13 protein-coding genes and 2 tRNA genes are annotated in these 14,777 nt (G+C 65.9%); 7 read left to right on the top strand and 8 right to left on the bottom strand.

Annotation, left to right across the window (positions count from 1 at the left end):
- Nucleotides 1–54 precede the first annotated feature (54 nt).
- From ACYQ6W_RS01800 to ACYQ6W_RS01790, 3 genes are read right to left on the bottom strand one after another with little or no spacing between them, the layout of a single operon-like run.
- Nucleotides 55–1,011, bottom strand: coding sequence for a substrate-binding domain-containing protein (locus ACYQ6W_RS01800; RefSeq protein ID WP_459673197.1), 957 nt, complete (start codon nucleotides 1,009–1,011; stop codon nucleotides 55–57).
- A 46-nt stretch (nucleotides 1,012–1,057) separates the two neighbouring features.
- Nucleotides 1,058–2,089: an ABC transporter permease gene (locus tag ACYQ6W_RS01795; RefSeq protein WP_459673196.1), complete on the bottom strand. Its 1,032-nt coding sequence runs from the start codon at nucleotides 2,087–2,089 to the stop codon at nucleotides 1,058–1,060.
- 38 nt (nucleotides 2,090–2,127) lie between these two features.
- Complete coding sequence (locus ACYQ6W_RS01790) at nucleotides 2,128–3,708, bottom strand: sugar ABC transporter ATP-binding protein (protein ID WP_459673194.1); 1,581 nt, start codon at nucleotides 3,706–3,708, stop codon at nucleotides 2,128–2,130.
- Between the two features lie 108 nt (nucleotides 3,709–3,816).
- On the opposite strand from ACYQ6W_RS01790, the gene ACYQ6W_RS01785 reads away from it, so the two are divergent.
- Nucleotides 3,817–4,518, top strand: coding sequence for a FadR/GntR family transcriptional regulator (locus tag ACYQ6W_RS01785; RefSeq protein WP_459673193.1), 702 nt, complete (start codon nucleotides 3,817–3,819; stop codon nucleotides 4,516–4,518).
- 10 nt (nucleotides 4,519–4,528) lie between these two features.
- Here the strand turns inward: ACYQ6W_RS01785 and ACYQ6W_RS01780 are convergent.
- A tRNA-Thr gene (locus ACYQ6W_RS01780) sits at nucleotides 4,529–4,603 on the bottom strand.
- A gap of 227 nt (nucleotides 4,604–4,830) precedes the next feature.
- Here ACYQ6W_RS01780 and ACYQ6W_RS01775 point away from each other — a divergent pair.
- Nucleotides 4,831–5,802 carry a S1C family serine protease gene (locus ACYQ6W_RS01775; RefSeq protein ID WP_459673191.1) on the top strand — a complete coding sequence of 324 codons (972 nt, stop codon included), beginning with the start codon at nucleotides 4,831–4,833 and terminating at the stop codon, nucleotides 5,800–5,802.
- A 22-nt stretch (nucleotides 5,803–5,824) separates the two neighbouring features.
- Here ACYQ6W_RS01775 and ACYQ6W_RS01770 read toward each other — a convergent pair whose 3' ends face one another.
- The 3 genes from ACYQ6W_RS01770 to ACYQ6W_RS01760 all read right to left on the bottom strand — a co-directional run bounded on the left by ACYQ6W_RS01770 (nucleotide 5,825) and on the right by ACYQ6W_RS01760 (nucleotide 9,351).
- Nucleotides 5,825–7,183 (bottom strand): hypothetical protein, encoded by a 1,359-nt coding sequence (locus tag ACYQ6W_RS01770; RefSeq protein WP_459673190.1) that lies wholly within the window; start codon nucleotides 7,181–7,183, stop codon nucleotides 5,825–5,827.
- Nucleotides 7,184–7,481: 298 nt separating this feature from the next.
- Nucleotides 7,482–8,906, bottom strand: coding sequence for a type I glutamate--ammonia ligase (glnA, locus tag ACYQ6W_RS01765; protein WP_459673189.1), 1,425 nt, complete (start codon nucleotides 8,904–8,906; stop codon nucleotides 7,482–7,484).
- 106 nt (nucleotides 8,907–9,012) lie between these two features.
- Nucleotides 9,013–9,351 (bottom strand): P-II family nitrogen regulator, encoded by a 339-nt coding sequence (locus ACYQ6W_RS01760; protein ID WP_459673188.1) that lies wholly within the window; start codon nucleotides 9,349–9,351, stop codon nucleotides 9,013–9,015.
- Nucleotides 9,352–9,644: 293 nt separating this feature from the next.
- On the opposite strand from ACYQ6W_RS01760, the gene ACYQ6W_RS01755 reads away from it, so the two are divergent.
- Together ACYQ6W_RS01755 and ACYQ6W_RS01750 are read left to right on the top strand one after the other, a co-directional pair.
- Nucleotides 9,645–10,844: an aminotransferase gene (locus ACYQ6W_RS01755; RefSeq protein ID WP_459673187.1), complete on the top strand. Its 1,200-nt coding sequence runs from the start codon at nucleotides 9,645–9,647 to the stop codon at nucleotides 10,842–10,844.
- A gap of 48 nt (nucleotides 10,845–10,892) precedes the next feature.
- Nucleotides 10,893–10,968: transfer RNA gene (locus tag ACYQ6W_RS01750), tRNA-His, on the top strand.
- 133 nt (nucleotides 10,969–11,101) lie between these two features.
- On the opposite strand, the gene ACYQ6W_RS01745 is transcribed toward ACYQ6W_RS01750, so the two are convergent.
- Entirely contained in the window at nucleotides 11,102–11,668 is a 567-nt protein-coding gene (locus ACYQ6W_RS01745; RefSeq protein WP_459673185.1) for a biotin transporter BioY, read from the bottom strand.
- 267 nt (nucleotides 11,669–11,935) lie between these two features.
- Between ACYQ6W_RS01745 and hemA the strand changes: the two genes are divergently transcribed.
- The 3 genes from hemA to ACYQ6W_RS01730 all read left to right on the top strand — a co-directional run bounded on the left by hemA (nucleotide 11,936) and on the right by ACYQ6W_RS01730 (nucleotide 14,753).
- Nucleotides 11,936–13,147 (top strand): 5-aminolevulinate synthase, encoded by a 1,212-nt coding sequence (hemA, locus tag ACYQ6W_RS01740; protein ID WP_459673184.1) that lies wholly within the window; start codon nucleotides 11,936–11,938, stop codon nucleotides 13,145–13,147.
- 96 nt (nucleotides 13,148–13,243) lie between these two features.
- A complete protein-coding gene (locus ACYQ6W_RS01735) occupies nucleotides 13,244–13,708 on the top strand; it encodes a CHRD domain-containing protein (protein WP_459673182.1) in 465 nt (154 codons plus the stop codon).
- A gap of 400 nt (nucleotides 13,709–14,108) precedes the next feature.
- Nucleotides 14,109–14,753: a DUF3313 domain-containing protein gene (locus ACYQ6W_RS01730; protein WP_459673180.1), complete on the top strand. Its 645-nt coding sequence runs from the start codon at nucleotides 14,109–14,111 to the stop codon at nucleotides 14,751–14,753.
- Nucleotides 14,754–14,777: the final 24 nt, after the last annotated feature.

The raw sequence follows: 14,777 nt of genomic DNA, 5'->3' as shown, positions 1-14,777 counted from the left end.
AAGGAGGAAGGAGGACCGGCCGCGACGCGGCGACCGGTCCCTCGCGCCTCAGCCTCAGTAGAGGACGTTCTGCGCTTCCGGCGAATCGATGTTCGCCTTGGTCACCAGAACGACGCCCGTGTCGATCTGCTTCGGCACCGGCTGATGGTTCAGGACGGAGAGCAGGGTCTGCACGCCCTTCTCGCCCATCTGGTAGGAGCCCTGCACGGCGATGGCGAGCAGCGTGCCGTCACGCACGAAGTTCTGCAGATCCTTGTTGCCGTCGAAGCCGACCGCCGCCACGTCCGTCCGGCCGGACTGCTTGAGCGCGCGGCCCATGCCGATGGCCGTCGGTTCGTTGGCGCCGAAGATGCCCTTCAGATGCGGATGCGCGGTCAGCACGTCCGTCGTCTGGTTCAGCGCCGTCGCCATCTGGGACTGCGAGTAATAGGGCCCGAGGATCTTCAGGTTGGAATGGGCCTTGATGTAGTCCTCAAAGCCGCCGTCGCGCCCGATTTCGGAGCCGACGCCGGCGACATAGGACATGATGGCGATTTCGCCGTCCTTGCCGGTCTTGGCGAGAAGCGCCTCGGCGCAGAGTTCGCCGGCCTTGCGGTTATCGGTCGCGAGGAAAGATTGGTAATACTGCTTGCCCGCATCGCCGAGCGCGGAATCGATGATGATGACGGGGATATGCGCTTCCCAGGCGGCCTTCACCGCCGGGATGAGGGCGTCGGGGTCGGAGGGGGCGAGGACGATGCCGGCGACGTGCCGGTTGACCGCATTCTCGACCATGTTGACTTCGTCGGCGACCGCTGCTTCGGAAGCCGGGCCCTGGAAGGTGAGCGTATAGCCGTTGGCATCCTTCATGGCGCTCTGCGCGCCCTTGTTGACGTTCTGCCAGTAGTTGGAATTGACCGTCTTGACGATGACGGCGATTTCCTTGTCCGCGGCATGCGCCGGGGAGAAGGCGGTGAGCAAGGCTGCTGCAACACCGGCGGCAAGAGTGGCACGAAGCGAGGGACGTTTCACCTATTGTCTCCTTATTGTCCCGTCTGGACGGGAAGGGGTTGAAGGGTCAGCGACGGTTGCGGAGCTGGTCGATCCACACCGTGAGCAGGATGACGAGGCCGATCACGATCTGCTGCGTGAACGAGGACACGCCGTTCATGTTGAGGCCGTTGCGCAGAATGCCGATGATGAAGGAGCCGATGGCAGTGCCGGAGATGGTGCCGATGCCGCCGAGCAGCGAGGTGCCGCCGATGACGGAGCCTGCGATCGCATCCAGCTCATAGCCGATACCCTCGTTCGGCTGGCCGGTGACGAGCCGCGACATCAGGATGCAGCCGGTGACGCCAGCCAGCGTGCCTGACAGCACATAGGTGAATAGGGTGACGCCCGGCACGTTGACACCGGAAAGCCGCGCGGCCTCGCTATTGGAGCCGACGGCGTAGATGTGTCGGCCGAGCACGGTGCGCGTGAGCAGCAGTGAGACCAGCACCATGATAACGACCATGATGATGACGGGATAGGGAATGCCGGGAAAGGCGACGTTCGGAAAGCCATCCGAGCCGATCGTCTCGACACGGAAGAGCGAGCCGTTGCCGAGCACGCCAAAGCCCTGGCCGAGGCCTGAGACGGCGCGTGCGCCGGTGATCTGCAGGGCGACGCCGCGTGCCACCATCATCATGCCGAGCGTCGCGATGAAGGGTGGCAGCCGCAGGCGCGTCACTAGCAGTCCGTTGGCAACGCCGCAGAGTGCGCCTATGAAAATGCCGCACAGGAAGCCGAGCCAGACGGGGAGGCCAGCCTGCACCGCCATCGCGGCGACGACGCCTGCGAGCGCCAGGATGGACCCCACCGACAGGTCGATGCCGCCGGTGATGATGACGCAGGTCATGCCGACGCCGAGAATGCCGATCGATGTCACCTGCAGGCTGACCGTCAGCGCATTGTCGACCGTCGGGAAGGCGGGGCTCGTCAGCGAGAAGGCGATGACCAGCAGCACGAGGCCGCAAAAGGCCGCGAATTTCTGGATCAGCTCACGCCGGCGGTCGAGCAAGCCGCCACGCGCCGCAGCCGGACTTGCCTTCTCATCGGCAGTGGACACGCCGCGACTCATGGGGGCGGTGGGAGAGGTCTCGCCCGTCATGCCTCGGCCCGTGCGGCAGAGGACGGGCGGCTGAGACCGCCGCGTCCGGATGCATAGTGCATGATCTCTTCCTGATCGGTCTCGCGGGTGTTGAGGATGGCGGCGATGCGGCCGCCGTGGAAAACAGCGACGCGGTCCGACATGCCGAGGATCTCCGGCAGGTCGGAGCTGATGAGGATGACGCCGACGCCGCGTGCCGCCAGTTGATCCATGATCTCATAGATCGCATAGCGGGCGCCGACGTCGATGCCGCGCGTGGGTTCGTCGAAGAACAGCAGGCGGGACCCGGTGAAGAGCCATTTGCCGATGATGATCTTCTGCTGATTGCCGCCGGAGAGCAGGCGGACGATCTGGTGTGGTGAGGGTGTGCGGATGCCAAGCAGGTCGATGTATTCCCGCGTCACCTCCGCTTCGCGGCGATGATCGAGAAGGCCGAGGCGCGAGGAGACACCGCCAATATTGGCAAGCGTCATATTGGCGGCGACGGACATCTTGACGGCGAGACCCTGGCTTTTGCGATCTTCCGAGAGGTAGGCAATGCCGTTTGTGATCGCGTGGCGCGGTTGCGTGATCGACAGGCTGCGGTCTTCGAGACGCAGTGTGCCGCCGTCACGCCTGTCGGCGCCGAAGATGGCGCGCGCGACTTCCGTGCGCCCGGCACCGATGAGGCCGGCGAAGCCCAGGATTTCTCCGCGGCGCAGCGTGAAACTCACCGCGTCGAACACGCCCTTCCGACTCAGCCCTTCGGCTGCGAAGATGACGTCTTCACTCGGCACGCGCGTCGCGGGCGGGAATTTCTTTTCGAGCGAGCGCCCCACCATGCGGGAGACGATCTCGTCCGTCGTCGTCGCTGCCAAATCGTTCGTGCTGACCATCCGCCCGTCACGCAGCACCGTCACGCGATCGACGATGGCAGCCATCTCGTCCAGCCGGTGGGTGATGTAGATGATGCCGACACCCTGCTGCCGCAGATCCCGGATGACGCGGAACAGCACGGCGGTTTCGGATTCGGTGAGGGAGGAGGTCGGCTCGTCCATGATCAGCACTTCGGCATTGATCGACAGTGCCTTGGCGATTTCGACCATCTGCTGTTGCGCAACCGAGAGCGCGCGGACCGAGGCACGCGGATCGATGGAGAGACCGAGCCGCTGCAGGCAGGCCTCTGCGTCGCGCAGCAGCCGGCGCCGGTCGACGAAGGGGCCGCGCCGCGGCTCGCGCGCCAGGAAGATGTTCTCCGCGACGTCGAGATGCGGCACCAGGTTGAGTTCCTGGTGGATGATGGCGATGCCCGCGCGTTCCGCGTCCAGCGTGGAGCTGAAGGTCCGCGTTTCGCCCTTGTAGATGATGCGGCCGTCATCGGGCTTCTGCACGCCGCTGATGATCTTCATGAGGGTTGATTTGCCGGCGCCGTTTTCGCCGCACAGCGCATGCACTTCTCCGCGCCGCAGGTCGAAGCCGACGTCGTCCAGCGCGAGCACACCGGGAAACCGCTTGGTGATCCCCTCCAGCCGCAGCAGGGGCTCCGTGCCGGCGGCTTGCCTGCCTGCGTGGGCGGTGCCCAGGCCTGCTGCTCCCATGAAGGTTTCCTCTTCCGCGGCGCCACCTTCTCTGGACGGCGCTTGTGGATCAGGCTAGGGGTGATTGGCCTTACCAGTCAAGCATGCGCTGGCAAATCGGTGGGAACGATGCTCTCTAACGATGAATTGGCCAGACCGCCTGAGGCGAAGCGGCTCTATCAGACCGTGGCGAGCCAGATCCGGCAGCTCATCGCCTCCGGCCGTTTCCCGCCCCTCTCGCGCCTGCCCGCGGAGCGGGAACTGGCGCAGATCCTCGGCGTCTCCCGGCCCTCGCTGCGCGAGGCCCTCATCGCGCTCGAGATTGGCGGCAGCGTCGAAGTGCGCATGGGCTCCGGCATCTACGTCACGGGCCGGGGCGAGAAGGGGGCGCCGCCGGATGCCGGGCTCGGCGACAGTCCCTCCGAAATTATGGAGGCGCGCATCGCGGTGGAAGGGGCGGTCGTGGTCCTCGCCTGCGCGCGCAGCGCGGCCGAGGCGGTGGCGCGGCTGCGCGATCTGCTGGATGCGATGCGCCGCCGGATCGAGGCAGGGGACAGCCCCTTGCAGCCGGACCGGGATTTCCACCTCGCCATCGCGGGGCTTGCCGGCAACAGCGTGCTCTCGCGGCTCGTCGGCGATCTGTTCGATGCCCGCCATGGCGGCATCCACAAGGTGCTGAGCAGCAAGTTCGATTCGAGCGTAACCTGGCGCAGCGCTCTGTTGGAGCACGAGGCGATCGTCACGGCGCTCGAAGCGCGCGACCCGCTGCGGGCGGAGGCCGCGATGCGGATGCATCTGCAATCCTCGGCGGATCGCTGGCTGGTGAGCTGAAGTCGGACACTGGTGCCGGGTGAGGGATTTGAACCCCCGGCCTTCGGTTTACAAAACCGCTGCACTACCGCTGTGCTAACCCGGCGCCGTGGCGAGGCAGGGCAGGGCCATGTGCGGCCCCAAGCCCGGCGCCCGGTTTGTAGCGGCTTTGGCGCTGCGCGCAAATCCCCTCCGGGTGATCGTCGCGCGTCTGTTGCCCGGAGGCTGCTTTCCCATATCATGCCGCATCCGCTCCGGCGCTCCGCTCCCTGCGCCGGCCGCATCATGATGGCAGAGGCGGCAGCCCATGCCGCCCCGGACGGAGGACCCGCCATGCCCAAAGCCGAGCCGATTCCGGCGGAACTGCAGCCCGATCCCGCCCATTACAGCGTCGATCTCGAAGCGGCCTTCGCCTCCATCGTCGGCCTGCGGGCCACGGCCCCGGCCGATGCCTTCACCGCCGCAGCCCTCGGCACCGAGCGCGAGGGCTCCGGCGTCGTCATCCGCGAGGATGGCCTCATCCTCACCATCGGCTATCTCATCACGGAAGCCGAGGACATCTGGATCACGACGGCGGAGGGGCAGACGCTGGCGGGTGACGCGCTCGCCTATGATGCGGAGAGCGGCTTCGGCCTCGTCCAGCCGCTCGGCCGGCTGCAGGCGCCGGCGCTCGCGCTCGGCCGCAGCGCCGATGTCGAGGTCGGCCAGAGTGCCATCTTCGCCTCCGCCGGCGGCCGCCGCATGGCGATCGAAACCCGGATCGTCGGGCGCCAGGAATTCGCCGGGTATTGGGAATACCTCATCGAGGATGCGCTCTTCACCGCGCCGGCCCATCCCTTCTGGGGCGGCGGCGCGCTCATCAGCCGGGACGCCAAGCTGCTGGGCATCGGTTCGCTCAGCCTCCAGCAGGACGATCAGCGCGGCAACCGGCTCGACATGAACATGGTCGTGCCGATCGACCTCCTGCACGGCATCCTGGGGGATCTGACCCGCCTCGGCCAGGTCGACCGGCCGCCGCAGCCCTGGCTCGGCATCTATGCGATGGAGGATGAGGAGCGGGTGGTGATCGGTGGCGTGGCCGAAGGCGGGCCGGCGGACGTCGCCGGGCTCCGTCAGGGGGACGAGGTGCTGGCGGTGGAAGGCCAGGCGGTGGAGAGCCTCGCCGACCTCTGGCGGTTCTTGCGCGGTCACGGGCCGGCCGGCGCCCGCGTCACCCTCTCCGTGCAGAGAGACGAGCGGCGGATGACCGTCGCGATCGCCAGCATCGACCGTCGCGGCCTGCTCAAGAAACCCCGCCTGCATTAAAGGGGCGACCCCCTCCTCTCCGTTATGGGGCGGGGTCGCGCTTCTCTTCGGGGAACATGCGGGTCACGATGTCGCTGATCCCCAGGCCTATGAGGAGGTAGGCGAGGAAAATCGCCGCAAGCACGTATCGCGCGATCAGATAGTTGCCATAGAGGGGCGCTGAAGCCAGGTCGGCCAGGAAGGCTGCAAACGGCACAACGACTCCAACGGTGACTCCTTGGGTCCACAGGAGTATGAAGCCCGCCCCCAGCCCCAGCAGGAGCAAGAAGGGATAGGCATAAGATGCTGCTGTATAGATGCGGATCAGCAGTGATCGGACGGTTGTAATCTCTGGGGTGACTTTCAGCACCGCATAGCGGTTTACGAAGGCGACGAAAAAGTCTGGCAGTGGACGCGTCAGGCCCATCTCGCCTGGCACCTGCCTGCGCCATTGATCAGGTCGCACATAGTCCAGTGCGCTCACCAGATACACTTTGAGAAAGGCGAGCGGATCGCGTTCGAAAGCGCTCGCCACGAGCTTGGACGCCGCGCGATCGACCGCGGCCGTGTAGTCAGCCGAGATATGGAGCTTATCCTTGATGAGCTGGTGAAGATCGGACGGATCATGTCCCCACACCTGCACCACCCGCTTCTGATAATTGCTCAAGTCGAGCTTGGCGTATTCCTCAGCTGTTACGGGAATCCCTGCCCTTGCAAAGTCTTCCGGGTGAAGAGCGGGGGTAAAAACACCGGCCAAGAATACCCCGGACAGTTTGGTGGCGAAAAACTGTCCGGGGAATTCCTTGGCGAACATGACACGGTTCGCCCCGACGACGGCAAGGACCGCGACGACCGGCACAAAGCCCGCGAGGACTAACTTCCCCCAGTCGCGTCGCGTCAGCCTGCGGCTCAGCAGTAAGCCTGAGAGAACAACTGACAGGAGGATGATAAGAGCATAGGCAACACGGAAGAACACGGCGCCGAGTGTTCCGAGCAGAATGAGGCTTGCCGCCCCGTAAATGCTCGTCCGTGTCTTGCCTGGGCGCAGAGCAAGAATGAGGCCTCCTATGGCGAAAAGGAAGAATCCCATCGCGAGGAAATCGCTCATGTAGAAGCGCGCATAGAGTTCCATGAGCGGGTCGATGGCCAGCATCAGTGCAGCCGATACCCAACCAAGCGCGCCACAGGCACGATGAGCAAAGAGGCAGCGCATGCCTTCCACCAGCGCGATCAATACGCCGATCTGAATGAAGATAAACGCGCTGAGCCCATGTGTGTGGCGAAGCAGGAAATTGACCATGAGGCCGAATTCCCAAGAGCGGTCCGGCGGGACCCATTGACCGATCTGGGTGGATAGATACGAGACGGAATCACCCTGGAAAAAGCGCGGGACGAAATCCATCAGCAGCAGGGCGCCGATCGGCAGCAGATACGCGCGGCAGGAGATTGAAAACCAGCCGGCACGACTCTCGGTTATTCAAGTTCTGCCCCGAACTGCCTTCGAGATCAGCTTACGTCTCGGAGGCTGATTATCACTAGGCGCTGCGGCAGATCGATGGATCATCTTCAACAACCGCAGTTTCGCATGATGCCGCGGCTGGAGCCGCGCGAAGCTCCCGCTCGCCTTCGCGCGCGGACCCTGATGAAAAACGGGGCGCCCGAAGGCGCCCCGTTCGTCGTCTCGCTGATCCGGCTCGGGATCAGACGGAGTAGTACATCTCGAACTCAGCCGGGTGCGGCGTGTGCTCGAAGCGGTACACTTCCTTCATCTTCAGCTCGATGTAGGACTCGATCATGTCCTTGGTGAAGACGTCGCCCTGCAGCAGGAAGTCCTGGTCGGCGGCCAGTGCACCCAGCGCCTCGCGCAGGCTGCCGCAGACCGTCGGGATTTCCTTCAGCTCTTCCGGCGGCAGGTCGTAGAGATCCTTGTCCATGGCGTCGCCCGGATGGATCTTGTTCTTGATGCCGTCGATGCCGGCCATGGCGATGGCGGCATAGGCGAGGTAGGGGTTGGCGCTCGGGTCAGGGAAGCGGACTTCGACGCGCTTGGCCTTCGGGCTGGTGGTGTAGGGGATGCGGCAGGAGGCGGAGCGGTTGCGCGCCGAATAGGCGAGCAGCACGGGGGCCTCGAAGCCCGGGATCAGGCGCTTGTAGCTGTTGGTCGAGGGGTTGGTGAAGGCGTTGATGGCCTTCGCATGCTTGATGATGCCGCCGATGAAGTACAGGCACATCTCGGACAGGTCGGCGTAGCCGTTGCCCGCGAAGAGCGGCTTGCCGTCCTTCCAGATGGACTGGTGGGTGTGCATGCCCGAGCCGTTGTCGCCATAGATCGGCTTCGGCATGAAGGTCGCCGTCTTGCCGTAGCTGTGCGCGACGTTGTGCACGCAGTACTTATAGATCTGCATGTCGTCGGCCATCTTGGTCAGCGTCTGGAAGCGCGTGCCGAGCTCGTGCTGGCTTTGCGCCACCTCGTGATGGTGCTTCTCGATGATGAGGCCCATCTCGCCCATGGTCGAGAGCATCTCGGCGCGGAGATCGACGTCGCCGTCCACCGGCGCCACCGGGAAGTAGCCGCCCTTCACCGCCGGGCGGTGACCCATGTTGCCTTCCGGATAGTCCTTCATGGACGAGCCGGGGCCTTCGATGCTGTCCAACTGGTACATGCCGTAGTTGCCGCCGGTGCCGAACTTCACGCTGTCAAAGATGAAGAACTCGGCTTCGGCGCCGACGACGATGGTGTCACCGATGCCGGTCGCCTTCAGGTATTCCTCGACGCGCTTCGCGGTCGAGCGCGGGTCGCGGCTGTAGCCCTGGCCGGTGGAGGGCTCGATGATGTCGCAGAACAGGATGAGCTGCGGCTTGGCGGTGAAGGGGTCCATCACCGCGGTGTTCGGGTCCGGCATCAGGATCATGTCGGACTCGTTGATCGCCTTCCAGCCGGCGATGGAGGAACCGTCGAACATGATGCCGTCGACGAAGGAATCCTCGTTGATCGTGGACACGTGCTGGGCCGTGTGCTGCCACTTGCCGCGCATGTCCGTGAAACGCAGATCCACGTATTCAACGGAATGTTCGTTGATCATTTCCATGACCTTCTGAACACCCGTCAGGGACTCGCTCGCCATCCTGAAATCCTCGTTCATGTTGAAGCGTCTTGATCCGCCAGAGGGGCGGACCGGTCTCTGGGCACGGCCACGCGGAGGGTGGCCGCCGTCGGCACGTCCTTCGGGGTCAGACGGCGTCGGCGCCGCGTTCCCCCGTCCGAATGCGAATGACCTCGTCCACGGTCGAGATGAAGATCTTGCCGTCGCCGATGCGGCCCGTCCGGGCCGCATTCATGATGGCTTCCACGGCCCGCTCGGCGACCGAGTCCTCGCAGACGAGTTCGATCTTCACCTTGGGCAGGAAATCCACCACGTATTCGGCGCCGCGATAAAGCTCGGTATGGCCCTTCTGCCGGCCGAAGCCTTTGGCTTCCACCACGGTTATGCCCTGCAGGCCAACCTCGTGCAGCGCTTCCTTCACCTCGTCGAGCTTGAAGGGTTTGATAACGGCCTCGATTTTCTTCATCGCATCCTCGTCGCGGGTCGGGTGAGCCCGGGTGCGGACGCCATGCAAACGAGCGGCCAGCGCACCTTCAGGGCACCTCCCATGCCGGCGCAAACTCGCACGCCAGCCACCGGCCTGCAATCGGCAGGTGAGCGTAGGGCGTGATTTTCATGAGCGATCCGCCGTTTCGCCCGTCCTTTGGGCGATTGCCTCGGCGTTTTGCCTGATTTGGGTGCAACCCTCTGCCCTCCGACAGGCATTGTTTGCGGTGCCCGTCTCCGTCACATTACGCGCCCTTATCAGGGAGCCTCGCCGTGAAGCCTGCCAACAGCCTCCTCGCGCAAACCGGAACGACGATCTTCACCGTGATGTCGGCGCTGGCTCAAAAACATCAGGCCATCAATCTCGGCCAGGGCTTCCCGGATACCGACGGGCCGGCCGACGTCATCCAGGCCGCGGCCGAGGCGCTGCAAGACGGGCGCAACCAGTATCCGCCGCTCACCGGCCTGCCCGAACTGCGCCAGGCCGTCGCCGCCGCCAATGCCCGCTTCTACGGCCTCGCCATCGATGCGGAGCGCGAGGTTGTCGTCACCTCCGGCGCCACCGAGGCGATCACCGCGTCGCTGATGGCGCTGGTCGACCCGGGGGACGAGGTCGTCCTCATCGAGCCGCTCTACGATACCTACCTTCCCGTGGTCCGCATGCTGGGAGCGGTGCCGCGCCTCGTGCGGCTCGAACCGCCGCATTGGGACCTGCCGCGCGCGGCGCTCGCCGCGGCCTTCGGCCCCAAGACCAAGGCGATCCTGCTCAACAGCCCGATGAACCCGATCGGCAAGGTCTTTTCCGCGGAGGAACTCGGCTTCATCGCCGGTCTTCTTCAGCAGCACGATGCCTATGCGATCTGCGACGAAGTCTACGAACACCTGGTCTTCGACGGGCAGCGACATCTGCCGCTCATGGCGCTGCCCGGCATGCGCGAGCGCTGCTTGCGGATCGGCTCGGCCGGCAAGACCTTCAGCCTGACGGGCTGGAAGGTCGGCTATATCTCCGGTCCCGCCGCGCTGATGGGCGTGGTGGCGCGGGCGCATCAGAACCTCACCTTCACGACGCCGCCCAATCTGCAGCGGGCGGTGGCGGTGGGGCTTGCCAAGGACGATGCCTATTTCGCCGGCCTCGCGGCCGATCTCCAGGCCAAGCGCGACCATCTGGTGCGCGGGCTGAATGCAGTGGGTTTTCGCACGCTGCCCTCCGCCGGCAGCTACTTCGTGCTCGCCGACTATTCGGCCCTCGATTCGGATGGGGACGACGCTGCCTTCTGCATGCGCCTAGCGGAGCAGGCCGGGGTCGTCGCCATTCCGCTCTCGGCCTTCTATGCGACGGAAAAGCCGCGCCACCACGTGCGCTTTGCCTTCTGCAAGCAGACCGCGCTGCTCGATGAGGCCCTGGCCCGACTCAGCCGCTCTATGCGTGCGGGGCAGCTCGCCGCCCGCCCGCCGTTGACGGCGGCGGAGTGATGAGGCTAAACGCCCCTCCACGGTGCCCGCGGGCATCGTGAACGGGTGGCGGTCGTAGCTCAGTTGGTAGAGCGCCAGGTTGTGGTCTTGGATGTCGTGGGTTCGAGCCCCATCGATCGCCCCAGTTCTCCCCGATAGCGACTCAGGTCAGGTCAAGGCGCGCCCCAGAGGGTCGCGCCTTTTTCGTTGCGCCACGGGCAAAGAAAAAGGGCCCGCTCCGGCGGGGAGCAGGCCCTCGTCCTCGAAGCCGGATGGGCTCAGCGGCCGCGCAGCATGTGGCCCGCGCGATAGAGCAGGATTGCCATCGCCATCTTCGTCGCTTCCGCCGGCAGGAAGGGCACCAGGCCGCCGACCAGCGCCTTGCTCCAACCGACCTGCAGCGTGAGCCAGGCGAGGCCGAAGCCATAGATCACGGTGATGCCGGCGAGGAAGGCGAGGATGGTGCCGAACCAGCCGCGCATCAGGCCGCGCGAGGCGGCGAAGCCCATCAGCGAGGCGGCCAAGAAGAAGCCCAGCAGATAGCCCGCCGTCGGGCCCGCGAGATAGGCGAGGCCAGCGCCCGAGGCGAAGACCGGCAGGCCGATCGCGCCGGCGAAGAGGTAGCTCGCGAGGGTCGCTTCCGCGAGGCCGCTGCCGTAGATCGCGCTCAACAGCAGGATCGTGCCGCTCTGCATCGTCATCGGCACCGGCCAGAAGGGAATGGCGACATGGGCCGAGGCCGCGATGACGCAGACGCCGAGAAGGGTGGCGGCCAGCTTCACCGGCATGGGCAGGGCGGTCTGGCGCGGCCGGGCGGCCGCGATGGTCTTTGCCTGGGCAGGCATGGCGAGGACTCCGAAGGAAGGGGACGGCATCGCGGGTCTGTCCCCGATCCGCCGTCGCCCTGGTCAAGGATGGCCCATGCTGCCTCTCCTGCCGGGCGCTTGCAAGCACGGCGTGCCGGCGGCCACTGCCGTCGCAGGGTCTGGATTTGATCCAGGTCAGGGTCTTGCAAGGTGGGTGTGCTAAGGCCGGTCCGGGCGGCAGGCATTCGCGATCCGTGGTGCAACGGGTGGCGCTCGGGGCCTAAGACCTGCTGCGGAGACCTATGCATGAACGCTTTCGTCGAACACTGCCGGTCACACCTCGCCGAGATCGAGGCCCAGGGCCGTTATCGCCGCTTCACGCCGCTGGCCCGCGATGCCACCCGCTACCCCGTCTATCAGCTCACCGAAAACGGCCGGACGCGGGACATCACCGTCTGGTCCGCCAATGACTATCTCGGCATGGGCGTAGATGACGGCGTCATCGCCGCCGGCCGCAGCGCCCTCGAGACGCTGGGGGCCGGGGCCGGAGGCACCCGCAATATCAGCGGCACCTCGCCGCTGCACGATGCGCTGGAGGCAGAACTCGCCGCCCTGCACGGGCGCGAGCGGGCGTTGCTCTTCGCCTCGGGCTTCGTCTCCAACCAGGCGACGCTCACCTGCATCCTGCGCAGCCTACCGGGCTTCATCTGCTTTTCCGACGAAAAGAACCACGCCTCGATGATCGCGGGCATCAAGAACAGCCCCGCGACCTGCCACGTCTTCCGCCATAACGACCTCGCCCATCTCGAGGCGCTCTTGGCCGCGGCGCCGGCCGATGCGCCCAAGCTCATCGCCTTCGAATCGGTCTATTCCATGGATGCCGACATCGCGCCGATCGGCGCGATCTGCGATCTCGCCGATCGCTATGGCGCGCTGACCTATCTCGACGAGGTGCATGCCGTCGGCATGTATGGGCCGACCGGGGGCGGCGTGTCGGAGCGGGAAGGCGTCGCCCGTCGTCTCACCGTCATCGAAGGCACGCTCGCCAAGGCGATCGGCGCCCATGGCGGCTATGTCGCGGCCGATGCCGTCGTCATCGACTATATCCGCTCCACCGCGCCGGGCTTCATCTTCACCACCTCCCTGCCGCCGGCGGTGGTGGGATCGGCGCTCGCCAGCATCCGCCGCATCCGCCGGGACGACGCGCTGCGCGCCTCGCTCTTCGCGAGCGCCGAGCGGCTCAAGCGCAAGCTCGACGTGGCCGGCCTGCCGCGCTTGCCGTCCGAGAGCCACATCGTGCCGCTGATGGTGCGCGATGCCGATCTCTGCCGCGAAGTCAGCCGCCGCCTGCTCGCCGAGCACGGCCATTACGCGACGCCGATCAACTACCCGACGGTGCCGCGAGGCACGGAGCGGCTGCGGTTCACGCCGGGGCCGCGCCATACCGAGGCGATGATGGACGATCTGGTCGCCGCTCTGGTTGACATCTTTGCCGCTCTGGGCCGAAAGGCCGCGTAATCATCCCGTCATCCCGCCGTTGGCTGGGGTGGTCGTAGGATGATGCGTCGCCTGGCCGGAAGGCCCGGCCGGTTCATGAGAAGCGAAGGAGTTGCCATGACGCAGTCGATCCTTTCCCCGCGGCGCCGCAGCCTGCTGCCGCTGGCAGCCGCCGCGGCCTTCACCCTGGCGGGTCTCGGCGGTCTCACCGCCGCGCACGCCGACCCGGTGACCCTGACCGCGAAGCTCGTGCCCGTTCCGGGCGCGCCGCCCACCGGCCTCGGCGAAATGGTGGCGCATTATGACCCTTCGACGCAGACCCTGAGCTGGCATCTGACCTATGCTGGCCTCTCCGGCCCGGTGATGGCCGCCCATATCCACGGGCCAGCGACGCCGGGGATGGATGCGCCGCCGGTCATCCCCTTCAACCCGCCCTATGACAGCCCGATCGACGGCCAGGCCAAGCTCACCCTCGACCAGGTGTCCCAGCTTCTGGGCGGCCTCTATTACGTGAACCTGCACACGGCTGCCTTCCCGAACGGCGAAATCCGCGGCCAGCTCAACGTTCAGCCGAGCAACTGACCATACGAGACCCGCGGAGGATCTCCGCGGGTCTCTCGGCTGACGTGGCCGACCGCCGCGTCACAGCCATCCCCGGCAGAAAGACAGCGCGATCAGCGCCAGGGGATGAAGACAGATCCCGATCCAGACGAGAATGGCGAGCCTGTCGCCCCCGCAGCCCCGCCGTGCCTCTGCGTCTGTTGGTGGCCAGGGCGTCTCTGTCGGCATCGCGGCCTGGTCCGCTGTCTCCGCAGTCAAGGAAGGCATCCCGCATCTCCCGGAAGAACGGTCCGCATTTTATCGCCCATTAAAAAACCGTCTAGACGGTTTGTAAAACATCCCCTATGCCGGACGTCGAACTGCGGGCGAGGGCGCCTGCGGGCAGACGGACGAAGGGGCTGACGAGATGAAGACGGGCGTGATGCGCGCGTTCCCGGTGGCGGCCGGATGCTTGATGCTTGCGGCCTGTGCCGGGCCGCAGCCAGTGCCCTACACCGGTCTTGCCTCCAGCGCCTATCTGCGGCCGGCGAGCGGCGAGGGAGCCGGCCGGACTCCCTACCGATATGACGGTGCCGTTGACTGGTCTCAATACCGCAGCGCCATTCTCGAACCGGTCGCGATCTATCAAGGTGCGGACAACCAGTTCGGCACGATGAGCGGAGAGGCGCGCGCGGCGCTCGCGCACCACGCGCAGGCAGCCTTCGCGCAAGCGCTGCAGCGGCGCTTCACCCTCGTGACCGAGCCTGCGGCCGACACGATCAGGATCAAGGTGACGCTGACGGGGGCGGCCACCAGCACTCAGGTGCTCAGCACGCTCGCGCATGTCGACATCGGCGGCATGCTCTACAACGGGGTGCAGGCGGCGCGCGGCAAGGGTGGCTTGATGACCGGCTGGGTGATGGATGCGGTGGAAATCACCGATGCGGAGAGTGGCCGGCTGCTGCTCGCTTATGAGGAGAAGCAGTATCCCAACGCCTTCAACCCGATGCCGACCTTCGGCGCCCTGGCGGCCGCGCGCGCCGGGCTGGACAAGGCGGCTGACGGTCTCGCCGCCCGGCTGCAGTAACCAGCGCTAGGATGGGATGCCTCT

This window comes from Acidisoma sp. 7E03 (assembly GCF_054665075.1).
Note: the sequence above shows the minus strand (reverse complement) of the source record. Positions and strands in the feature narration are given on the sequence as shown.